This window comes from Tabrizicola fusiformis (assembly GCF_013328815.1).
GTDB lineage: Bacteria > Pseudomonadota > Alphaproteobacteria > Rhodobacterales > Rhodobacteraceae > Fuscibacter.
Genome location: NZ_JABUHN010000008.1, coordinates 36,766 through 58,585, shown reverse-complemented (window position 1 = coordinate 58,585; position 21,820 = coordinate 36,766). Strand labels below are relative to the sequence as shown.

The following is a 21,820-nucleotide window of genomic DNA, read 5'->3' as shown; positions in this document are numbered from 1 at the left end:
CGGTTACTGCCCCCCCTCGCCCATGCTGGCGGGGCGGTATTCCTGCCGCTGGGCCGAGCGCAGGCCCTGCGGCACCGCCTCCGCCGCAGCCAGATCGACCACCAGCAGCGCCTCGCCCCGTGCGCCGGCCATGGCCAGCGGCTCGCCATCGGGGCCAGCGATGACGGAGAGGCCGCCAAAGGTCACGTCGCCCTCATCCCCGACCAGATTGGCATAGGCGACCACGGCGTCATTCTCATGCGCGCGGGCGGGAACAAGACGGCGCTGCACATATTCGAACCCTGCCGGATTGGCGGTGGGCACAAGGATAAGGCTGGCCCCCGCCTGCGCCAGCGCCGCGGCATGGGCCGGAAATTCGATGTCATAGCAGACCAGCATCGCCGCCCGCCGCCCTTCCAGTGTGAAGACCGGGCCAAGATTGTCACCTCGGGCAAAGCTGGCGCGTTCCATCGGACCGTAAAGCTGAATCTTGCGGTAATGGCCCAGAAGGGCGCCATCCGGGCCGATGGCGGTGGCGGCATTATAGACCGCCCCGCCGTCCCGCTCGGCCCAGCCAAGGCACAGGCCGCAGCCCGCCTCGGCCGCCATGCCGCGCAGCCGGGCGATCCATGCGCCGTCCAGCCCCTGCGCCAGTTCGGCGTGCAGATCGGGGCGGTTGTAGCCGGGCAGGAACAACTCTGGCGCCACCAGCATTTTCGCCCCCGCCGTGGCCGCTGCCTGCAACTGCGTGCAAAGTGCCGAAATTCCGGCCTCGATCCGGCCATTCGTCGGGCTTGCCTGCCAGAGTGCCAACTTCACTTTTGCCCCCATAAACCGCATTCTCATGCCAAGATTTGCGCGATCCTGCGTCGTTTAGAAAGCCCTTCCGAAGATGAGCAGCCCCAAGCCCGTTACCGCCTTTGGCCCCGATTTTCCCTTTGCCTATGACGACTGGCTGACCCATCCCGCAGGCTTGGGCGCCGTGCCTGCCGACCGGCATGGGCAGGCGGTGGCGGTGATCGGCGCCGGGGCCGCAGGCATCATTGCCGGGCATGAGTTGATGAAGATGGGGTTGCGGCCCGAGATTTACGAATCCGGCAGGTTCGGCGGCCGCTTGCAGTCGGAAGTCTTCGAAGGCACCGAGGATGTGGTGGCCGAACTGGGCGGAATGCGCTTTCCCGTCTCGTCGCGGGCGTTTTACCATTATGTCGATGCGCTGGGCATCGAAAGCCGCCCCTTCCCCAACCCGCTGACCGCTGCCGCAGGCTCCACCGTGATCGACCTTGAAGGGGAGACGCATTTCGCCCGCAGCCTCGACGATCTGCCGAGAATCTATCACGAGGTTGCCGCCGCCTATCGTGCGGCGCTTGAGGAACACGCCGATTTTGCCGCCCTGACGCAGGCCGTGCGCGACCGCGACGTGACGCGCCTCAAGGCGATCTGGGATCCGATCGTCGCGGCATGGGACGAGCGGACGTTCTACGAATTCGTCACCTCTTCCACCGCCTTCCGCAATCTCAGCTTCCGCCACCGGGAGGTGTTTGGTCAGGTGGGTTTCGGCACCGGCGGCTGGGACAGCGACTTTCCGAATTCGATGCTGGAAATCCTGCGGGTGAACCTGCTGGAACTGGACGATCATCAGCGGTTCATCGTCGGTGGGGTCGAGAATGTGCTGCACCGGCTCTGGCGTCAGCCCGCTCCTTGCGCGCATTGGCCCGAGGGCACGACGCTGGCCGCGCTGAATGGCGGGGCGACGCTGGGCCGCGCGGTGCGCATCAGTCGGGACGCGGGCGGCGCCCTGACGGTGACCGATCAATGGGGCGTGACGCGCAGCTATGCCGCCGTTCTGGTCACCTGCCAAAGCCATCTTCTGACCACCTCGGTTTCGGTGGAGGAGGCTCTGTTTGACCAGAAGCTGTGGATGGCGCTGGACCGCACCCGTTATATGCAGGCGGCCAAGACCTTTGTCATGGTGGACCGGCCGTTCTGGAACGACCCCGGGCCGGATGGCCGCCCGCTGTTGTCGATGACCCTGACCGACCGCAACACCCGCGGCACCTATTTCTTCGACAACGGCCCGGACAAGCCTGCGGTGATCTGCCTGTCTTATTCCTGGATGACCGATGCGCTGAAACTGCTGCCCTATGGCCCGGAAAAGCGCGTGGAGCTGGCGTTGTCCGCGCTGGAACGGATTTATCCGGGGGTCGATATCCGCAGCCATATCCGCGGCAATCCGATCTGCGTAAGCTGGGAGGCGGACGAGAATTTCCTTGGCGCCTTCAAGGGCGCGCTGCCGGGGCATTACCGCTATAACCACCGGATGTATGGCCATTTCATGCAGGCCGACCTGCCGGCGGAACAGCGGGGCATCTTCCTTGCCGGCGATGGCATAAGTTGGACCCCCGCCTGGGTCGAGGGCGCGGTGCAGACGGCGCTGAACGCGGTCTGGGGGGTGATGACCCATCTTGGCGGCACCAGCCCGGAGGAGAACCCCGGGCCGGGCGATCTGTGGGGGGCGATTGGCCCCGTGGCCTTGGGCGACTAGGCCGCGCCGACCGGACCGGCGCGGCATTGGCGGGGATCAGGCAAAGATCTCGGCCAGCCGCCGCCGGTCCAGCCCGCGGCAAATCCGGCCTTCGGGCTTGACCGTAGGGGTGTCTTCTCCGGCGACCATCGCATTGACCACCGCCTCTTCGATCGACTGGACGGCAGCAAGATAGAGGTTGTCCAGCAATTCGATGTTCAGCTCCTGCCGGGCGGAAACGGCGGGGGCGAATTGCGGCATCGGCCCTTCGTTGGCGGTCGAGAAGGCTAGAAAGATGTCACCCGAATTGTTGCCGCCCGGCGTGCCGCCGCGCCCGATGCCGATGGCCGCCCGCTTGGCCAGTTGCCGCAGCGCCAGCCCTGACAGTGGCGCATCGGTGGCGACGACCACGATGATCGACCCCATCTCGCCGGTGTAAAGCGCGTCTTCCGGCATCAGTGCGCCGACGGGTTTGCCAAGAATCGTCAGCCATGGCCTTATGCCGTGATTGGCCTGCACCAGCGCCGCCACGGTGTAACCCTGCCCGCCAAGCTCGATCCGGCGCGAGGCGGTGCCCGTGCCGCCCTTGAACTCATAAGCGATCATGCCATTGCCGCCGCCGGTTGCCCCTTCGGCCACCGGGCCGGTGCTGCGGGCCTCCAGCGCCGCGATGGCATGTTCCGGCTGCACATGCAGCGCGTTGATGTCGTTCAGCACGCCGTCATAGGTTTCGGCCACCACCGGCATCGCCCAGGCGTGTTCCTTGGCGAAATAATCGGCGTAATGCCCGATCATCCAGCGGGTGGCCCCCAGATGGGCCGCGCCCACGCCATGGGTATTGGTGATAAGGATCGGCCCCAGAAAATACCCCGCATCGTTGATCCAATGCGTCCCGGTCATCTCGCCATTGCCGTTCAGCGCATATTGCCCGGCCCAGACCGGCTGCGGTACTGTCGCGGGGCGTGGCAGAATGGCGGTGACGCCCGTGCGCATCTTCTTGGCGGGGTCGGTCAGGGTGCAGAAACCCACGGCCACACCGGCGACATCGGTGATGGCATTCAGGGGGCCCGGGGTGCCGGGAAACGGCAAACCAAGGTCACGCGCGCGCGGTTTTGTCATTCAATCTGTCTTTCTGCTGCGAAGCCACAGGCCAAGGGCGGCGATCACCACCGAGGCAAGGATGATCAATGTGGCGATGGCGTTGATCTCGGGTTTAACGCCGCGCCGGATCATGCCGAAGATGAAGACGGGCAGGGTGGTGTCGCCGGTGCCAGAAACGAAATAGGTGATCACCAGATCATCCATCGAGATGACAAAGGCCAGAAGCGCGCCGCCCAGAATGCCGGGCGCCAGTTGCGGCAACAGCACCTTGCGCAGCGTCACCCATTCCGAGGCGCCAAGATCGGCCGACGCCTCTTCCAGCGCCGGATCAAGCCCGGCCATGCGCGCCTGCACGATGATGAAGACGTAAGAGGTCAGAAACGTGCAATGGCCGATGATGATGGTCAGGATCGACAGGTTCATGCCGATGCTGACAAAGAAGATCAGCAGCCCGATGCCCAGCACGATATCCGGCATCATCATCGGCAGCATCAGGAACCCGTTGTAGACCCCGCGCAGCCGGAACCGATAGCGGGCCAGCGCAATGGCGGTGGCGGTGCCGATCACGGTCGAAATCGTGGTGGTGAACAGCGCCACCGTGAGCGAGGTGCGCAGCGCCGCCAGCATGAGCCCGGTGCTTTCGACATAGGCCGCGCGGTTGCTGACATCTGTCGTGCGGTCCGACAGGCCCAGAAGGCCGGTATACCAGTCAAGGGTGAAACTCTCCCAGATCATCATGTTGACCGGGTTCGAGTTGAAGGAATAGCCGATGATCACGAACAAGGGCGCATAGATGAAGGCGAAGAAGGCCAGTGAAAACGCCGTCAGCCCGGCCCAGCCGATGGGGTTACGCATGGCCGCCCGCCTTTCTTGCCCGGGTGACCGAGATCAGCAGAACGGTCAGCACCACCGCCATGATGATCATCGACAGCGCCGAGCCGAAGGGCCAGTTGCGGGATGACAGGAACTGTTGCTCGACCAGATTGCCGATCATCAGCCCCTTGGCCCCGCCCAGCACATCCGGCACGACGAAATTACCGACCGAAGGGATGAAGACGATCACCGCCCCGCCCATGATGCCCGGCAGGGTCTGCGGCAGCACCACCTTCACAAAGGTCTGCACCCGGTTGGCGCCCAGATCCAGGCTGGCTTCGATCTGGCTGCGGTCAAGGTTGTCCACGGCCGAGTAAAGCGGCAGGAACATGAAGGGCACCATGACATAGACCATGCCCAGAACCACCGCCGTCGGGGTATAAAGAATCTCCAGCGGCACATCGACGATCCCCAGCGCCAGCAGGGCCGCGTTCAGCAGCCCCGAGGGTTTGAGGATCAGCAGCCACGCATATAGCCGCACGATCAGGCTGGAAAAGAATGGCAGCGTGATCAGGAACATGAACACCAGCCGCCAGCGTTCCGACAGGCGCGACACCCAGAACGCCACGGGATAGCACAGGATCAGCGTCAGGATCACCGTCAGCGCCGCGAACGACAGCGACCGCAGCAGGATCTGCAGATAGATCGGCTCGTAAATCTCGATGATCCCGTCGGCCCAGCCAAAGATGCGGCCATAGTTCCAGTGATAGAAGGCCCATTCCACGCCGCCGTAAAGGCCGGGTGTCAGCACCGAAAACAGCGCAATGATCCCAAGGGGCAGCAGGAAGAATACCCCAAGGAACAGCGTGACCGGCGCCAGAAGAATCCCCAGCGCCACCGATTGCCGGCGGTTTGCCATCACGCCGCCTCCAGCACATGCACACGGGCCGGATCGTGGGCCAGATGCACCGCAGCGCCTTCGTCGAACCCCGCGCCATCGCGGGCGATGACGCGGATTTCCGGCCCCCCCGCCAAGGGCTGCACGAACAGATAGAGGTCGGACCCCAGATAGACTGCGCGGGTCACCCGGCCGGGAATGCCCGCACCGCCAAGGGTAAAGTCGGCGGGCCTTAGGATGGCCGTCACCTGTTCACCCGGCCTGCGGTCCTTGCCGGGCAGGCGCATTTCTACCCCTTCGGCGGTGCGCGCCAGCGCCTCGGCCCCCTCCACGCGGTCGATGGTGACGGGGAAGAGGTTGGTTTCGCCGATGAACTCGGCCACGAAGCGGTTCCTGGGGTGGCGGTAAATCTCGCGCGGGGTGCCGATCTGTTCGATTTGTCCCGACCGCATCACCACGATGCGGTCCGACATGGTCAGCGCCTCTTCCTGATCATGAGTCACGAAGATGAAGGCGATGCCCAGTGCATGTTGCAGCGATTTCAGTTCAAGCTGCATCTGCTGGCGGAGGTTGCGGTCCAGCGCCGACAGCGGTTCGTCCAGCAAGAGTAGCCGCGGCTTGGCGATGATCGACCGCGCCAGCGCTACGCGCTGACGCTGGCCGCCCGATAATTGCCCCGGCCGGCGTGCGCCCATGCCGGCAAGCCCGACCTTCTCCAGCACCTCGGCCACCTGCGCCTCGCGCGTGGCGCGGGCGACGCCGGCCACCTCCAGCGCATAGCCCACATTGCGGGCGACGCTCATGTGGCCGAACAGGGCATAGCTTTGAAACACCGTATTCACCGGGCGGCGGAACGGCGGCAGCGCGGTCAGGTCGGCACCGTCAAGCCGCATCGTGCCGCTGTCCAGCGACTCGAACCCCGAAATCGCGCGCAATAGTGTGGTCTTGCCGCAACCGGACGGGCCCAGCAGGGTGACGAATTCATTCGCGCCGACATCCAGGTTTACCCCGTCGAGGGCCGCCAGACGGCCCCCTTCGGGTGTGACAAAGCTGCGCCTCGCCTCGCGGATTTCCAGCAGCGGTGCCATTTATTGCGCCGTGCGGATGGTGTTCCAGGCGCGGTCATACAGCTTCAGCGCCGCCCCGATGTCTTCAAAGATCTGAAGCCGCGCCATCGTATCGGCACCGACGTTGATATTCGGGTTCGACTTGATCGCCTCGGGTGTCAGATCATTGGCGGGGGTGTTGGGTGTGCCGTTGAACTGTTGCGCGACGTTCAGCGCGGCAATCTCCGGGCGCAGGTAGAACTCCATGAATTTCCTGGCGTTCTCCTTGTTCGGCGCAGATGCCAACATGCAGATGTTTTCCTGATACATCGTGCCGCCTTCGGCCGGGATCACATATTTGATGTTCGGGGTCTCGGTGAAAAAGACGTTGCCGCCGACAAAGAAATGCCCCGCCGCAATATCACCCGAAGTCAGCATCGGCGGCACCTCATAGGTGAAAGCCGAGACGGCGCCCTTGTGCGCCAGCACATAATCCGTCGCCGCCTGCACCGCAGCCGGGTCGGTGCTGTTGACGGAGGTGCCGTTCATGATGTGCCCGATGGCGATGACCTCGCGCATGTCGTCCAGCAGGGTGATCTTGCCGCCGGTCTTTTCGGGAATGGCAAAGAAATCGGCCCAGCCGGTGATCGGGCCGGTGACAGCCTCGTTATAGAAGATCCCCACGGTGCCCCAGGCATAGGGCAGGCAATATTCGCTCGCCGGGTCTTCCTTGGCGCGCAGGAAGGCGGGGTTGATGTTCTTGAAATCGGGATGGCTGTTGATGCCGGTCTTTTCCAGCAGGCCCAGCTTGATCATGATGTCATTCATATGGACAGACGGAAAAACGATGTCATAGCCCGTCGCACCGGCCTGAATCTTGGCCAGCATCTCTTCGTTCGACGAATAGGTGTCGAGCGTCACGGCAATGCCGGTTTCCTCGGTGAACTTCGTCAGCACATCGGGGTTGATGTAGTCGCCCCAGTTATACAGCGCGAGCGATCCTTCCGCCTGCGCCATCCCGGCCGCAAGTGCGAGGACCGATGCAATTCCAACTGCCTTCATGACATTCTCCCGGTTGGTGCCAGTTGGTCGGGCCGTTGGTGGTGAAAAGGCTTGGCGGCGGCGACTCGGGCGTGTTATATCTATGACAGAACGCTATCATTTAGAAATATTGCTGTAAACTCTGTCATGAATGATCTGCCGCCCCAGACCGAAGATTCGCCGCTTGCCGCAAGATTGCGCAGCATTTCAGGCGGCTTGACCAAATCAGAGGCGGTCATCGCCCAGTGGCTGATTCTGAACGAGGCGACGCTCGGGCTGGAAACCGGCGCCTCGATCGCCGCGAAAACCGGGGTCAGCGAGATCACCGTCAGCCGGTTCCTCAAACGCGCGGGCTACAAGGGTTTGCAGGGCCTGAAGGAAGATCTGCAAGCGGCGCTGGTCCATGCCCATGTCTCGCCCAGCGACCGTTATTTCCGGTTGCTGGACAGCGAAATCGGCGCGATTCTGAAACGGGATGCCGATGCCGTCCTTGCTCTGGCGCATGAGGTGGAAAAACCCGCCTGGCCGCAGGCCATTGATGCCATCGCCGCCGCGGACGAGGTTTTCGTGACCGGCTTTCAGACCATCCGCGGCATCGCCGAGGATTTTGCCCGGCGCCTTGCCATTGTGCGCGGATCGGTGCGGTTCCTGTCGCCGCATGACGGCGGTTTGGTGGAATGGATTCCCTCGTTCCGCCGCGCGAACGAGGCGCGCTGTCTGGTCCTGATCGATATGGCCCCCTATGCCCGCGAGGCGCTGGCCGTCGTGCAGACGGCGCGCGGCCTTGGAATGCAGGTTGTGGTGGTGACGGACGAGCTGAACACCTGGGCCCAGGCCGAGACGCCTTTCGTCTTTCATGTCACGACCAAGGTCGATGCCTTTCTGGAAAGCACCGGACCGATGACCACGCTGATGAATGTGATCATCCATGAGATCGCCGGCCGCGCCCCCGAAAAGGCCCGCAAACGGATCAAGGACTGGCCACCGATCATGCGCGATTTGGGGCTTTACTGACCCGCCAGCCCCGGTGCGAAAAACAAGAAAGCCGCGTAATCCGTTGGGATCACGCGGCATTCTTGGTAATTGGTGCCCAGAAGAGGACTCGAACCTCCACGCCTTGCAGCGCTGGTACCTGAAACCAGTGCGTCTACCAATTCCGCCATCTGGGCACTGAGGGGCGATTTAGAGAAGGTGGCGGGGGGTGTCAACAGGGGTCGCACCAAGATTCCTGTTTTTTCGTCGCAGCCTTGCGCGGGGGGCTGCCGGTCTTTGCGCTTGCCCGGGCTGGGGCGGGCAGATATTCAGGCGGCAAGGCGATCAGACCCCGCAAGCGGGGCAGCGAGAGGGTATGCGATGAGCAAGCTTGTCACGATCTACGGCGGTTCGGGCTTTGTCGGGCGCTATATTGCCCGCCGCATGGCCAAAGAAGGCTGGCGCGTGCGTGTCGCCGTCCGCCGCCCGAACGAGGCGCTGTTCGTCAAGCCCTATGGCGCCGTCGGTCAGGTCGAGCCGGTTCTGTGCAACATCCGCGACGATGCCAGCGTGCGCGCGGCGATGCGGGGGGCGGATGCGGTGGTGAACTGCGTCGGCACCTTTGACCGTGGCGGAAAGAACAACTTTGAGGCCGTGCAGGCCGAGGGCGCGGGTCGCGTGGCCCGGATTGCCGCCGAAGAGGGCGTGGCGCGGCTGGTGCATCTGTCGGCCATCGGTGCCGATCCGGCTGCGGCCAGCCTTTACGCCCAGTCGAAGGGCGAGGGCGAGAAGGCCGTTCTGGCGGCCTTCCCCACGGCCATGATCCTGCGGCCTTCGGTGATTTTCGGCAGCGAGGACGGGTTCTTCAACCGCTTTGCCGGGATGGCGGGCAGGGGTCCGGTTCTGCCGCTGGTCGGTGGCAATACCCGGTTCCAGCCGGTCCATGTCGATGACGTGGCGCAGGCGGCGGTCAAGGGCGTGACGGGGCAGGCGGCGCCGGGCATCTATGAACTGGGCGGGCCGGATGTCGAAACGCTGAAGGGACTGATTGTCAAGATGCTGCTGGTGATCCGCCGCCGTCGTCTGGTTCTGAACCTGCCGTTCTTTGTGGGTCGCATCATTGGCGGGCTAACCGATTTCGCCTCGGCGCTGACGCTGGGACTGATCCCGAACAAGATCCTGACCCGTGATCAGGTGACCAGCCTGCGCAGCGACAATGTGGTGGCGCCCGACGCGCGGACGCTGGCCGATCTGGGCATCGTGGCGACCGATCTGGATGCCGTGCTGCCGGAATATCTGTGGCGCTACCGCCCTTCGGGCCAATATGCCGCGATCAAGGAATCGGCCAAGAATCTGCGCAAAGTCTGACACTTGGCCGATCTTGGCATCTCGGCGCTTCTGGGCCTGCTTGAAGGGCTGACCGAGTTCATTCCGGTGTCCTCCACCGGGCATCTGCTGCTGGCGTCGCATTTTCTGGGGTTTGAGAGCAGCGGGAAAACCTTTGAGGTGGTGATCCAGCTTGGTGCCGTTCTGGCTCTGATGACGGTTTATGCCGCCAAGCTGTGGCAGGTGTTTTCGGCGCCGCGCGATCCGGGCAACCTGCGCTTCATCGTCTCGGTGCTGCTGGCCTTTCTGCCGGCGGTGGTGGTGGGGGTGCTGGCGCATGATTTCATCAAGGCGGTGCTGTTCGAAACCCCCCGGCTGATTGCTGTGATGCTGGTTCTGGGCGGGGTGATCCTGTTGTTCGTGGACCGGCTGGCGCCCGCGCCGGAAGAGTTTGACGCGGCGGCGCTGCCCCTGCGCAAGGCATTGCTGATCGGTTGCGCGCAATGTCTGGCCATGGTGCCCGGCGTGTCGCGGTCGGGGGCGACGATTGTGGCGGCCTTGTTCCTGCGCGTGGAAAAGCGCGCGGCGGCCGAGTTTTCCTTCTTTCTGTCCCTGCCGACCATGGCGGCGGCGGTGGGTTATGACCTGCTGAAAAACCGCGATCTGCTGGATTTTTCAGCATGGAGCCAGATCGGGGTGGGGTTTCTTCTGGCCTTTGTCACGGGTGTCATCGTGGTGAAATGGGTCTTGGGCTATATCTCCCGTCATGGCTATGCGCTGTTCGGGTGGTGGCGAATCATCCTTGGGACGGTGGCTTTCGTGGCGCTTTCGCTGGGGTTTTAGGGTGATAGGTGTCATCTGCTGACCTAATATTTGCCGCGTCACCCAAAAAGACCCCTGCCAGCCGGAAAAAACCGACAAATAGGTCAGCCATGTTGACTTTTATTCTGTCTGCGCTTCCCGTATGCCTTCCACGCGAGTTATTCCGGAGGGCGCAGCCATGGCCACGCAGAAGATGCTGAAGTTTGTCACCCTGGGCAAAGAGATGCCGCAGAAGCGTGACGCATCTTCGCGCAGCCATGATTTCGATGAGATTTATCAGGAGTTCGCGGCGCAGAAGGCCGCCGAGCAGGCCAGCCGGTGCAGCCAGTGCGGCGTGCCCTATTGCCAGTCGCATTGCCCCTTGCACAACAACATCCCCGACTGGCTGCGCCTGACCGCCGAGGGCCGTCTGGAAGAAGCCTATGAGATTTCGCAGGCCACCAACACCTTCCCCGAAATCTGCGGCCGTATCTGCCCGCAGGACCGCCTTTGCGAAGGCAATTGCGTGATTGAACAGTCCGGCCACGGCACCGTGACGATTGGCGCGGTCGAAAAATACATCACCGACACGGCTTGGGAAAACGGCTGGGTCAAGCCGATCCGCCCCCATGCCGAGCGGGTGGAATCGGTGGGCATCATCGGCGCCGGTCCGGGCGGGCTGGCGGCGGCGGACAACCTGCGCCGCAAGGGGATTCAGGTGACGGTCTATGACCGTTACGACCGCGCGGGCGGTCTGCTGACCTATGGCATTCCGGGCTTCAAGCTGGAAAAACCCGTTGTGATGCAACGGATTGCTCAGCTGGAAGAGGCGGGCGTGACCTTTGTGCTGAACTGCAATGTCGGGGTGGACCTGTCGTTTGACGCTATTCGCGGCCAGCATGATGCGGTGCTGATTGCCACCGGCGTCTACAAGGTGCGCGCCATCGAGGCGCCGGGCGCGGGGGCCCGCGGCATCGTCAAGGCGCTGGATTATCTGACGGCTTCCAACCGCAAGAGCTTTGGCGATGATGTGCCCGAGTTTGACAGTGGCGCTCTGGATGCCAAGGGCAAGCGCGTGGTGGTGATCGGTGGCGGCGACACCGCGATGGACTGCGTGCGCACGGCGATCCGGCAGGGCGCGGTTTCGGTGAAATGCCTCTATCGCCGCGACAAGGCCAATATGCCGGGCAGCCAGCGCGAAGTGCAGAATGCCGAGGAAGAGGGCGTTGAATTCGTTTGGCTTTCGGCGCCCAAGGGCTTTACCGGCGGGGTCGAGGTTGAGGGCGTGATGGTGCAGAAGATGCGCCTTGGCGCCCCCGATGCCAGCGGCCGCCAGTCGCCCGAGGTGATCGAGGGTGCCGATTATGTCGAACCCGCCGATCTGGTGGTGCAGGCGCTGGGCTTTGAGCCCGAGGCGATCCCGACGCTGTGGGGTGTGCCGGAACTGGCCGTGACCCGTTGGGGCACCATCAAGGCCGATTTCCGCAGCCATGCCACCAGCCTGCCGGGCGTTTATGCGGTGGGCGACATCGTGCGCGGCGCTTCTCTGGTGGTCTGGGCAATCCGCGACGGGCGCGAAGCCGCCGATGCGATCCTTGGCTATCTGGCGCAATCGGCCACTGTGGCGGCAGAATAAAACGGGCGTCAGGTTTGCGTCGTGCTTCTGTAGTTTCTGCGTATTTTTTCCGTAGATACAGCCCGCAACCCCACCCAGGCGCCCCCGGAATTGAACGGTCAGCCCGGCTGACCCATCGGCAGGAGACGGCAATGCGCAACGTGATGACCCTGACCTTCGCCCTGATGCTGCCTGTGGCCGCAGAGGCGGGCAGCTTCACCCCGCCCGAGGGTTGCACGGCCTGGCTGACGGTGCAGTCGCGTGGCTGCTATGTGGCGAATTACTACAAATGCGAGGGCGATGCCCCCGGCGATCAGTGGCGGGCCGATTTCGATCAGGAGGGGCTGTTCTTCCTGAGCCGGATCGACCGCGAGACGCAATGGGTGGAAAGCATCGAGCTGAACCCGATGGTGACGCAGCGGCTTGATCCCAATCCCGCGGACCCGGCCAGCTTTGACGATCTGCTGACCAAGGGCCGCGACGATTTCATCTTTGAGCTGTCCAAGGATGACGGGCAGCATTCCAAGGTGCGCGGCCATGATGTGCTGACCGGCAAGACCTTTACCATCGACGGCGTGACGCTGGACCAGACCGAGTTCGAATATACCGAGACCGACGATGCCGGGAACGTGCTGCGCACAGCGCGGGGGAAAGAATATATCCACCGCGACTGGCGGCTGTTCTTTTCCGGCACCTCGGAATGGTTGCAGCCCGATGGCACATGGTCGCCGCTGGAAGGCAGCCCGGTGCAGTTCATCCAGCCGGGTGAGCCGGGATTTGCCGCGACCCAACCGATTTTCGAATGCGATGCGCTGATGTCGCAGGCCCCCGGCGCGGGGCTGCATCAGGCGCGTTTCCACCTGACGACCGCCAGCCCGAAGGAGTGAGCCATGACGATCTATGATGAAGCCTGGGTGAAGGCCGAAGAAGAAAAGCGCGCCTGGATGGACGCGAACGGGCTTTACAAGACCGAGGATGAGCATTCGTCCTGCGGCGTGGGTCTGGTGGTGTCGATTTCCGGCAAGCCCAGCCGCAAGGTGGTGGAAAGCGGGATTTCGGCCCTGCGGGCGATCTGGCACCGGGGCGCGGTGGATGCCGATGGCAAGACCGGCGACGGCGCGGGCATCCATGTGCAAATCCCGGTGAAGTTCTTTTACGATCAGGTCCGCCGCACGGGCCATGAGCCGGATACGAAAAAGCTGATCGCGGTCGGTCAGGTCTTCCTGCCGCGCACCGATTTCGGCGCGCAGGAGCGGTGCCGGACCATCGTGGAAACCGAAGTGCTGCGGATGGGCCATTACATCTATGGCTGGCGGCATGTGCCGGTGGATACCTCGGTTCTGGGGGAAAAGGCCAATGCGACGCGGCCCGAGATCGAGCAGATCCTGATCCGCTGCGAAGACGGTTCGGACCCCGAGCAGTTTGAGCGCGAGCTGTATATCATTCGCCGCCGGATCGAGAAGGCGGCGACGGCGGCGGGCATTCAGGGCATGTATCTGTGCAGCCTGTCCTGCCGGTCGATTATCTACAAAGGCATGATGCTGGCCGAGCAGGTTTCGGTGTTCTACCCTGATCTGCAGGACGAACGCTTCGAGAGCGCCTTTGCGATCTATCACCAGCGCTATTCCACCAACACCTTCCCGCAGTGGTGGCTGGCGCAGCCCTTCCGCATGTTGGCCCATAACGGCGAGATCAACACGCTGAAGGGCAACGTCAACTGGATGAAGAGCCACGAGATTCGCATGGCTTCCAGCGCCTTTGGCGAGATGGCCGAGGATATCAAGCCGATCATCCCGGGCGGCACCTCTGACTCGGGCGCGCTGGATGCGGTGTTTGAGGTTCTGGTGCGTTCGGGCCGTTCGGCGCCGATGGCGAAAACCATGCTGGTGCCCGAGGCGTGGTCGAAGGCCACCACCAACATGCCCAAGGCATGGGCGGATATGTATTCCTACTGCAACTCGGTGATCGAGCCTTGGGACGGGCCGGCGGCGCTGGCCATGACCGATGGACGCTGGGTTTGCGGCGGGCTGGACCGTAACGGGCTGCGGCCGATGCGCTATGTCATCACCGGCGACGGGATGCTGATTGCGGGGTCCGAAGCCGGGATGGTGCCGGTCGATGAAAGCACCGTGCGCGAAAAGGGCGCGCTGGGGCCGGGGCAGATGATTGCCGTCGATATGGCGAATGGCAAGCTTTACCACGACACCGAGATCAAGGACAAACTGGCCGGAAATCAGCCCTATGGCGATTGGGTGGGCAAGATCGTTGATCTGAACGCCTTGTTGCATGATGTGCCGGAAAAGGCGGTTCACACCGGCGCCGAACTGCGCAAGCGGCAGATCGCGGCGGGCTATACGGTGGAGGAACTGGAACAGGTTCTGGCGCCGATGGCCGAAGACGGCAAGGAAATGGTCGCCTCGATGGGCGATGACACGCCTGCCGCCGTGCTGTCGTCGGTCTACCGGCCCCTGAGCCATTTCTTCCGGCAGAACTTCAGCCAGGTGACCAACCCGCCGATCGACAGCTTGCGCGAAGGCCGGGTGATGTCGCTGAAAACACGGTTCGGCAACCTGCGCAACGTGCTGGACGAAAACTCCAGCCAGACCGAGATTCTGGTGCTGGAAAGCCCGTTCATCGCCAATGGCGAGTTCGAGGTGCTGGTTGAACGGTTCGGCGCGCAGGTCGCCTTCATCGACTGCACCTTCCCGGCGGGGGCCGACCATGATGCGCTGCGTCAGGGGCTGGAACGTATCCGCGCCGAGGCCGAGGACGCCGTGCGCTCGGGCGCCGGGCAGCTCATCCTGACGGACGAGCATCAGGGCACGGCCAAGGTGGCGATGCCGATGATCCTTGCCACCAGCGCGGTGCATAGCTGGCTGACGCGCAAGGGGCTGCGGACCTTCTGTTCGATCAACGTGCGTTCGGCGGAATGCATTGACCCGCATTATTTCGCGGTGCTGATCGGCTCGGGTGCGACCACGGTGAACCCCTATCTGGCCGAAGATTCCATCGCCGACCGGATCAACCGCGGCCTTCTGGAGGGCAGCCTTCTGGATGCGATGCGGAGCTACCGTGACGCCATCGACGCCGGTCTTTTGAAGATCATGTCGAAGATGGGGATCAGCGTTATCTCCAGCTATCGCGGCGGTCTGAACTTTGAAGCCGTGGGTCTGAGCCGGGCCATGGTGGCCGAGTATTTCCCGGGGATGCAAAGCCGCATTTCGGGGATCGGCCTGCAAGGGTTGCAGATGAAGGTGGTCGAGGTTCATGCCAAGGGCTGGCTGGGCGGCGCCGATGTGCTGCCAATTGGCGGCTTCTACAAGGCGCGGCGCTCGGGTGAAAAGCACGCCTGGGAAGCGCAGACCATGCATATGCTGCAATCGGCCTGCGACCGTGCCAGCTTTGACATCTGGAAGCAATATTCGGCCGCGATGCGGGCGAACCCGCCGATCCACATTCGTGACCTTCTGGACATCAAGGCGCTGGGCAAGCCGGTGCCGATCGAAGAGGTGGAAAGCATCACCTCGATCCGCAAGCGGTTCGTGACGCCGGGGATGTCGCTGGGGGCATTGAGCCCCGAGGCGCACAAGACGCTGAACGTGGCGATGAACCGGATCGGCGCGAAGTCGGATTCGGGCGAGGGCGGCGAAGACCCGGCGCATTTCCTGCCGGAGCCGAATGGCGACAACCCGAGCGCCAAGATCAAGCAGGTGGCTTCCGGGCGCTTTGGCGTCACGGCGGAATATCTGAACGCCTGCGAGGAATTGGAAATCAAGGTCGCGCAGGGGGCCAAGCCCGGCGAGGGCGGGCAATTGCCCGGCATGAAGGTGACGGCGCTGATCGCGCGGCTGCGGCATTCCACGCCGGGCGTGACGCTGATTTCGCCGCCGCCGCACCATGATATCTACTCCATCGAAGACCTTGCGCAGTTGATCTATGACCTCAAGCAGATCAACCCGCGCGCCAAGGTCACGGTGAAGCTGGTGTCCTCGTCCGGTGTCGGCACGATTGCGGCGGGCGTGGCCAAGGCCAAGGCCGATGTGATCCTGATTTCCGGCCATAACGGCGGCACCGGGGCCAGCCCGGCCACCAGCATCAAATATGCCGGGCTGCCGTGGGAAATGGGTCTGACCGAGGCGCATCAGGTGCTGGCGATGAACAACCTGCGCGAGCGGGTGACGTTGCGGACCGATGGCGGGTTGCGCACGGGCCGCGATGTGGTGATGGCGGCGATGATGGGGGCCGAAGAATATGGCATCGGCACCGCCGCGCTGATCGCCATGGGCTGCATCATGGTGCGTCAGTGCCAGTCGAACACCTGCCCGGTGGGGGTCTGCGTGCAGGACGAACGGCTGCGCGCCAAATTCACCGGCACGGCGGACAAGGTGGTGAACCTGATCACCTTCTACGCGCAGGAAGTGCGGGAGATTCTGGCGAGCATCGGTGCGCGGTCGATGGATGAGATCATCGGGCGGGCCGATCTGCTGTCGCAGGTCAGCCGCGGTTCGGCGCATCTGGATGACCTTGACCTGAACCCGCTGCTGATCTCGGTCGATAGCTCGCAGAAGATCACCTATGATCGGTCCAAGCCGCGCAATGCGGTGCCCGACACGCTGGATGCCGAGATTATCCGCGACGGGGCGCGCTTCTTTGAAGATGGCGAGAAGATGCAACTGTCCTATGCGGTGCGCAACACGCTGCGCACCATCGGGACGCGCGCATCGAGCCATATCGTCAAGAAGTTCGGGATGCGCAACAGCCTGCAACCCGACCATCTGACGGTGAAGCTGCAGGGGTCTTGCGGCCAGTCGCTGGGGGCGTTCGCCGTCAACGGGTTGAAGATCGAGGTGCAGGGCGACGCCAACGACTATGTGGGCAAGGGTCTGTCGGGCGGCACCATTGCAGTGCGTCCGGCGATGGCCAGCCCGCTGAAGGCGGAAGAGAACACCATCATCGGCAACACCGTGCTTTACGGGGCGACGGACGGGTTCCTGTTCGCCGCCGGTCGGGCCGGAGAGCGGTTTGCGGTCCGCAACTCGGGCGCATCGGTGGTGGTCGAGGGCTGCGGCTCCAACGGCTGCGAATACATGACGGGTGGCGTCGCGGTGATCCTGGGCCGGATCGGTGCCAACTTCGGTGCGGGGATGACGGGCGGCATGGCCTATATCTACGATCCCGAAGGCACGGCCGAGGATTTCGTCAACCCCGAAAGCCTGATCGCCTGCGCCGTGGCCCATCCGCATTGGGAGGCGCAGCTCAAGGGCCTGATCGCCCGTCATCTGGCCGAAACCGGCAGCCGCAAGGCCGAGCGCATCCTTGCCAACTGGGAGGCCGAGCGGGCGAATTTCCTGCAAGTCTGCCCCAAGGAAATGATCGCGCGCCTGCCCTATCCGCTGTCGGATGAGGCGGTGAAGGTTCCTGCAGAATAAGCGACAGGCCCCCGGGAAACCGGGGGCCTTTTCAAATGCGAAACGCCCGGGGATTTGCCGCCTGACCGGGGGTATCACGGATGGCTTCGGAGCGGCGCATCAGGTGGTGAAGCCGATCTGCCGACCGTGTGGCGTGGCAGAGGCGGCGCGAAAGCCCGCGCGGAGGTTTTGCGGGCTTTGGTGAAAGCGGCTGCGGAAGGCACGGTAGAAGGTGGAATGGTCGGCAAAGCCGGTGGCAAGGCCGACCTCGCGGACCGACAGTGCCGAATATTGCAACAGGTTGAACGCCCGGTTGAGCCGGATATCCCTGTAATACAGCGTCGGACCCTGACCGATATGCCCGCGGAACTGCCGTTGTAGTTCCCGCTCGCTCAACCCGACCTGCCGCGCAATCTGGGTCACAGGCAGCGGATCTTCGATATGGGCTTCCATCAGGGCGATGGCTTTGGTCAGGGCCGGATCGCCGCGCCTTTGCGTTTCGATCCGCGAGGGGCGCTGTGGCTGATCGCCACGATCGCGGGCGCGATAAACCAGGTCGTCCTGAACGGCCTGAAACATTTCGGCACTGACATGCGGTTTCAGCAGGGCCAGTGAGAAGTCGAGGGTGGCAATCTGTCCGGCGCAGGTGGCGATATCGCCGTCGATGACATAAAGCGCGTCTTCAACCCGGATATCGGCGTGGCGTTCCGAAAAGGCGGCCAGTGCGCTCCAATGCGCGGTCGCACGCCGGTTGGTCAGCAGCCCGGCCTCGGCCAGCAGAAGCGGGGCGTAATCAATGCCGGCGATTTGCGCCCCCCGTTTGCGCAGGGCGCGCAGCCAGGAAAACAGGCGCGGTTTTTCGCTGGGTTCGGTGTCATAGCAGGCCAGAATCAGCGCCAGATTGGCGTTTGAACCGATCTCTGCAACCGCCCGCGTTGCAAGCGGCAGGCCGATCATGCTGTGCAGCACACCGCCCGTCAGGCCAACGAAGTCAATCTCGAACGGCTTGCCGGGACCGAGCCGGTTTGCAGCCCGGAACGGTTCGACGGCCAGAAGGGCTGTATGCAACGAAATCTCGCCGACGCAGAGCATGGCGATTCGAAAGATGTCCATAAGATGTCCAATTTCGCAGCCGATCCGCAGCATGGTCGCGGTTCTGTCGGGAAATGCAATATTCCTGGCGCCATGTGCAATCACGCTTTCGCCCGCTTTTCGGAAGATGCGCTGACAAACCTGCTCAGGGAGGAGCGCGATGAAACGAATGTCGTCCATGACAAAGCTGCGGCTGGGGCTTTCGGTGGCTGCCCTTCTGGCCTTTGCCGGGCTGGAGGCCGCCGCCCAGACCGAGCAGGGCGTGATCATCGCCCGCGATATGGACCTGAACTCGCTCGATCCGGCGCGGGGCTTTTGCGACACCTGCCAGATTTATCTGAGCGCGGTCTATGCCCGTCTGGTCGATCTGGATTCCGATGGAAAGACCATCGTTCCGATGCTGGCCGAAAGCTGGGAGGCGGATGCTGCGCAGAAGGAGTTCACCTTCCATCTGCGCAAGGATGCTGTCTTTTCCGATGGTTCCCCGGTCGAGGCGAAGGATGTGGTCTGGTCACTGGACCGGCTTCGCCACATCACCGCAGGCGCGGGCTATCTGCTTGCCGGTGTCGAGACGCTTGTGGCGCAGGATGGCCACACCGTTGTCATCCGCATGAAGGACAGCAATTCAGAGCTGCTGGGCCTGCTTTCGGCGCCTTACATGGGGATCGTGAATTCCGACATTGTTGCCGCAGAGGGCGGCCGCGCGGATGAAACCGCCGATACTGCCGACACGGCCGAGGCGTGGCTGATGGCAAATTCGGCCGGGGCTGGTCCCTTTGTTCTGGAAAGCTATGTCCCCGGCGAAAGCCTGCGCCTGAAGCGCAACGAAGCCTATTGGGGCGAGAAACCCGCGATTGAAGGGGCGGCATTGCTGCAAACCGCGGAATCCGCAAGCCAGTTGCAGCTTGTGCAGACCGCTGCCGCCGATCTGGCGATGCAGGTTGATGCGCTGACCGCTGGTCGGGTTGCCTCTGATCCCGGCGTTGCGGTCAGTTCCATGCCCTCGCAGGCGCTGGTCTATATTGCGCTGTCCCCGGGGGCGAAGGCGAATGACGTTCCGCTGACCGCCAAAGTCCGCGAGGGGATCGCCCATGCCATCGACTATGATGCGCTGATCGAGCTGACCGTGGAAGGCAAGGGGCATCGTCTGGCTTCTCCGGTCCCGCTGGATTTCCCGGGCGGCAGCGGGCATGATCTTCCGGCCTATGATCCGGCCCTTGCGCGCAAGCTGCTGGACGAAGGCGGCGCACCGGCCGAGTTCACGCTGCAGGCCGCTTTCCCGAATGTGCGGCAATATGGCGTCGATTTCACCCTGATGATGCAGAAAATCCAGATGGACCTTGCTGCGGTCGGCATCAAGATCGTGCTGGAGCCGCTTGAGTTCCCCGTCTGGCGGGAGCGGGTGAACGGCGATGGCATTCCGATGACGGCGGTGTTCTTTGTGCCGGATTTCTATGGTTCGTCGCAGTATTTCGGCTACTTCGGCATGGTTGACGGCACGGTCTGGCACAAGCGTGCCGGTGGCGCCAGTGACCCGGCGCTGGCCCATCCCGATGGTCAGGACATCCTGAAGCGTGCCCTCAGCACCAGCGGCGCCGAGAGCGAGGCGGCCTTTGCCGAACTTTCGGCGATCATGGCGCAGGATCGGATTATCCTTCCCATCGTTGCGCCCGATACCATCCTCGTCTCCAACCCTGCCCTGCAAGGGGCCCGGATTTCGGCCTGCTGCAATTTGGTTCTTGGCGAGCTGCACTGGGCCAAGTGATCCGGCCCGGCAATCGGCTCTGTGGGGGGATGCCCCCGCAGAGCCACGCAATTCAATGGAAAGAGCAAGAAATGAACACCGTCGTCAGGCGTCAGGTCATTGTCATCGGTGGCGGCCTGTCCGGCCTTTATGCCGCGCTGCACCTCAAGGAGGCGGGCCGGTCGGTTGCGGTCCTTGAGGCGCGCGACCGCGTGGGCGGGTTGACCCTTTCGCCGCACAGCCCGACGTTGGGGCGCCGGGTGGATCTTGGCGGTCAGTGGGTCTCGAAATTCCACAAACGGATTTACGGGCTGATCCGGCGCTATGACGTGCCCGTGCGCAAGCAATTCGCCGATGGCGCGCGAATTTGCATCCATGAAGACAAGACGTTCCGCGGCCCGATGGGGACGATTCCCGGTATGAGCGAGGCGGATTGGGCGGCCTATACGCAGGCGTTCGACACGCTTTATGGCGTCTTCGATGCGCTTCCGGCCAATCCTTGGGAGGGGGAGCTTGCTGCGCGCCTTGACCAGATGACCTATCAGAGCTGGGTTTGCGAAATCCTGCCGCCGGGAATGGCGCGCAACGCCCTGCTGCGGCTGCCCGGGGCCTATTACGGCGTGATGCCCGAAGAGGTGTCAGCCCTTGAGCTAATCCAGAAGCTTCGCGGCTGCGGCGGCCCCCGCTTCATGTCCGATGTCGAGACGGGCGGCATGTCCGAGCATCTGTGGGGCTCGCAAGGGGTTTCGGAAGGAATGGCCGCCGACCTTGACGGCGATGTCTTTCTGGGCAGCGCGGCGCGGCGCGTGGAATGGTCCGACAAGAGCGTTGCGGTGGAAACCGATGGCGGCCGCTTTGAAGCGGAGAAGGTGATTTTCGCCTGCTCTCCGGCGATGGTGCAGCAGATCGGTTTTGCGCCGGCGCTGCCTGCCGCGCGCCGGTTGCTGCACCAACGTTTTCCCAATGGCCGCAATTCCAAGGCGGTTGCCGTTTATGATCGGCCGTTCTGGCGCGAGAAGGGGCTGAACGGGCATGTCATCTCGACCAGCGGCGCGCTGACGGCTGCCTTGGACATCAGCGGTGCAGAGCCGGGCCATGGCGTGATGATTGCGCTGTTCTCGGGCAAGGCCGCGCTGCATGTGGACCCGCTTGACGAGGCCGGGCGGCGGCGGGCGGTTCTGGCCGTTCTTGCCCAGGCCCTGGGGCCGGAGGCGCAGACCCCTCTGGAGTTCCACATGCAGGTCTGGGCCGACGAGCAATGGTCGGGCGGCGCCTCAAGCCCCTTCCTCGTGCCGGGGCAGTTGACGCAATACGGCGCGGCCCTGCGCGCGCCTGCCGGTCCGATCCATTGGGCGGGCACGCATATGGCGACCGAATTCCGCGGCTATATGGAAGGCGCCCTTGCTGCGGGGGAGGCGGCGGCCCGGCAGGTTCTGACCGCGCTGGCGCATTGAAACGCA

At 63.5% G+C, this 21,820-nt stretch carries 16 protein-coding genes and 1 tRNA gene; 9 read left to right on the top strand and 8 right to left on the bottom strand.

Translation table 11 applies throughout. From position 1 onward, the window contains the following. Nucleotides 1–3: 3 nt before the first annotated feature. Nucleotides 4–825, bottom strand: a complete 822-nt coding sequence (locus HS053_RS13860) for a carbon-nitrogen hydrolase family protein (RefSeq protein ID WP_241699868.1) — start codon at nucleotides 823–825, stop codon at nucleotides 4–6. A 46-nt stretch (nucleotides 826–871) separates the two neighbouring features. Here HS053_RS13860 and HS053_RS13855 point away from each other — a divergent pair, with 46 nt between their 5' ends. Then, the gene (locus HS053_RS13855) at nucleotides 872–2,524 is read left to right on the top strand and encodes a flavin monoamine oxidase family protein (protein WP_174211852.1); all 1,653 of its coding nucleotides are present in this window, start codon (nucleotides 872–874) and stop codon (nucleotides 2,522–2,524) included. 36 nt (nucleotides 2,525–2,560) lie between these two features. Here the strand turns inward: HS053_RS13855 and HS053_RS13850 are convergent, their stop codons facing one another. From HS053_RS13850 to HS053_RS13830, 5 genes are read right to left on the bottom strand one after another with little or no spacing between them, the layout of a single operon-like run. Next, nucleotides 2,561–3,622, bottom strand: a complete 1,062-nt coding sequence (locus tag HS053_RS13850; RefSeq protein WP_174211851.1) for a DmpA family aminopeptidase — start codon at nucleotides 3,620–3,622, stop codon at nucleotides 2,561–2,563. Further along, nucleotides 3,623–4,459, bottom strand: a complete 837-nt coding sequence (locus HS053_RS13845) for an ABC transporter permease (protein WP_174211850.1) — start codon at nucleotides 4,457–4,459, stop codon at nucleotides 3,623–3,625. Further along, entirely contained in the window at nucleotides 4,452–5,336 is an 885-nt protein-coding gene (locus HS053_RS13840) for an ABC transporter permease (RefSeq protein ID WP_174211849.1), read from the bottom strand. The genes HS053_RS13845 and HS053_RS13840 overlap by 8 nt, the downstream gene beginning before the upstream one ends. Next, nucleotides 5,336–6,403: an ABC transporter ATP-binding protein gene (locus HS053_RS13835; protein ID WP_174211848.1), complete on the bottom strand. Its 1,068-nt coding sequence runs from the start codon at nucleotides 6,401–6,403 to the stop codon at nucleotides 5,336–5,338. The genes HS053_RS13840 and HS053_RS13835 overlap by 1 nt, the downstream gene beginning before the upstream one ends. Then, entirely contained in the window at nucleotides 6,404–7,423 is a 1,020-nt protein-coding gene (locus HS053_RS13830; RefSeq protein WP_174211847.1) for a polyamine ABC transporter substrate-binding protein, read from the bottom strand. Nucleotides 7,424–7,549: 126 nt separating this feature from the next. Between HS053_RS13830 and HS053_RS13825 the strand changes: the two genes are divergently transcribed. Then, on the top strand, nucleotides 7,550–8,416 hold the full coding sequence (locus tag HS053_RS13825; protein WP_277817068.1) for a MurR/RpiR family transcriptional regulator: 867 nt from the start codon (nucleotides 7,550–7,552) through the stop codon (nucleotides 8,414–8,416). 70 nt (nucleotides 8,417–8,486) lie between these two features. On the opposite strand, the gene HS053_RS13820 is transcribed toward HS053_RS13825, so the two are convergent. After that, nucleotides 8,487–8,571 (bottom strand) — tRNA-Leu (locus HS053_RS13820). Between the two features lie 184 nt (nucleotides 8,572–8,755). On the opposite strand from HS053_RS13820, the gene HS053_RS13815 reads away from it, so the two are divergent. The 5 genes from HS053_RS13815 to gltB all read left to right on the top strand — a co-directional run bounded on the left by HS053_RS13815 (nucleotide 8,756) and on the right by gltB (nucleotide 17,545). Beyond that, nucleotides 8,756–9,742, top strand: coding sequence for a complex I NDUFA9 subunit family protein (locus HS053_RS13815; RefSeq protein ID WP_174211845.1), 987 nt, complete (start codon nucleotides 8,756–8,758; stop codon nucleotides 9,740–9,742). Between the two features lie 3 nt (nucleotides 9,743–9,745). Then, a complete protein-coding gene (locus HS053_RS13810; protein WP_174211844.1) occupies nucleotides 9,746–10,543 on the top strand; it encodes an undecaprenyl-diphosphate phosphatase in 798 nt (265 codons plus the stop codon). 157 nt (nucleotides 10,544–10,700) lie between these two features. Next, nucleotides 10,701–12,137, top strand: coding sequence for an NAD(P)-dependent oxidoreductase (locus tag HS053_RS13805; RefSeq protein WP_174211843.1), 1,437 nt, complete (start codon nucleotides 10,701–10,703; stop codon nucleotides 12,135–12,137). A 131-nt stretch (nucleotides 12,138–12,268) separates the two neighbouring features. Beyond that, entirely contained in the window at nucleotides 12,269–13,003 is a 735-nt protein-coding gene (locus HS053_RS13800; protein ID WP_174211842.1) for a hypothetical protein, read from the top strand. A gap of 3 nt (nucleotides 13,004–13,006) precedes the next feature. Next, nucleotides 13,007–17,545, top strand: coding sequence for a glutamate synthase large subunit (gene gltB / locus HS053_RS13795; RefSeq protein ID WP_174211841.1), 4,539 nt, complete (start codon nucleotides 13,007–13,009; stop codon nucleotides 17,543–17,545). A 99-nt stretch (nucleotides 17,546–17,644) separates the two neighbouring features. Here the strand turns inward: gltB and HS053_RS13790 are convergent, their stop codons facing one another. Beyond that, nucleotides 17,645–18,637 carry a GlxA family transcriptional regulator gene (locus HS053_RS13790; RefSeq protein ID WP_174211840.1) on the bottom strand — a complete coding sequence of 331 codons (993 nt, stop codon included), beginning with the start codon at nucleotides 18,635–18,637 and terminating at the stop codon, nucleotides 17,645–17,647. Between the two features lie 157 nt (nucleotides 18,638–18,794). On the opposite strand from HS053_RS13790, the gene HS053_RS13785 reads away from it, so the two are divergent. Beyond that, the gene (locus HS053_RS13785) at nucleotides 18,795–20,381 is read left to right on the top strand and encodes an ABC transporter substrate-binding protein (RefSeq protein ID WP_174211839.1); all 1,587 of its coding nucleotides are present in this window, start codon (nucleotides 18,795–18,797) and stop codon (nucleotides 20,379–20,381) included. 71 nt (nucleotides 20,382–20,452) lie between these two features. Next, nucleotides 20,453–21,814 (top strand): flavin monoamine oxidase family protein, encoded by a 1,362-nt coding sequence (locus HS053_RS13780; protein ID WP_174211838.1) that lies wholly within the window; start codon nucleotides 20,453–20,455, stop codon nucleotides 21,812–21,814. Nucleotides 21,815–21,820: the final 6 nt, after the last annotated feature.

Coding starts and splice junctions, on each gene's coding strand:
- HS053_RS13860 (WP_241699868.1), bottom strand. CDS start 825: ATGAGAATGCGGTTTATGGGGGCAAAAGTGAAGTTGGCACTCTGGCAG.
- HS053_RS13855 (WP_174211852.1), top strand. CDS start 872: ATGAGCAGCCCCAAGCCCGTTACCGCCTTTGGCCCCGATTTTCCCTTT.
- HS053_RS13850 (WP_174211851.1), bottom strand. CDS start 3,622: ATGACAAAACCGCGCGCGCGTGACCTTGGTTTGCCGTTTCCCGGCACC.
- HS053_RS13845 (WP_174211850.1), bottom strand. CDS start 4,459: ATGCGTAACCCCATCGGCTGGGCCGGGCTGACGGCGTTTTCACTGGCC.
- HS053_RS13840 (WP_174211849.1), bottom strand. CDS start 5,336: ATGGCAAACCGCCGGCAATCGGTGGCGCTGGGGATTCTTCTGGCGCCG.
- HS053_RS13835 (WP_174211848.1), bottom strand. CDS start 6,403: ATGGCACCGCTGCTGGAAATCCGCGAGGCGAGGCGCAGCTTTGTCACA.
- HS053_RS13830 (WP_174211847.1), bottom strand. CDS start 7,423: ATGAAGGCAGTTGGAATTGCATCGGTCCTCGCACTTGCGGCCGGGATG.
- HS053_RS13825 (WP_277817068.1), top strand. CDS start 7,550: ATGAATGATCTGCCGCCCCAGACCGAAGATTCGCCGCTTGCCGCAAGA.
- HS053_RS13815 (WP_174211845.1), top strand. CDS start 8,756: ATGAGCAAGCTTGTCACGATCTACGGCGGTTCGGGCTTTGTCGGGCGC.
- HS053_RS13805 (WP_174211843.1), top strand. CDS start 10,701: ATGGCCACGCAGAAGATGCTGAAGTTTGTCACCCTGGGCAAAGAGATG.
- HS053_RS13800 (WP_174211842.1), top strand. CDS start 12,269: ATGCGCAACGTGATGACCCTGACCTTCGCCCTGATGCTGCCTGTGGCC.
- gltB (WP_174211841.1), top strand. CDS start 13,007: ATGACGATCTATGATGAAGCCTGGGTGAAGGCCGAAGAAGAAAAGCGC.
- HS053_RS13790 (WP_174211840.1), bottom strand. CDS start 18,637: ATGGACATCTTTCGAATCGCCATGCTCTGCGTCGGCGAGATTTCGTTG.
- HS053_RS13785 (WP_174211839.1), top strand. CDS start 18,795: ATGACAAAGCTGCGGCTGGGGCTTTCGGTGGCTGCCCTTCTGGCCTTT.
- HS053_RS13780 (WP_174211838.1), top strand. CDS start 20,453: ATGAACACCGTCGTCAGGCGTCAGGTCATTGTCATCGGTGGCGGCCTG.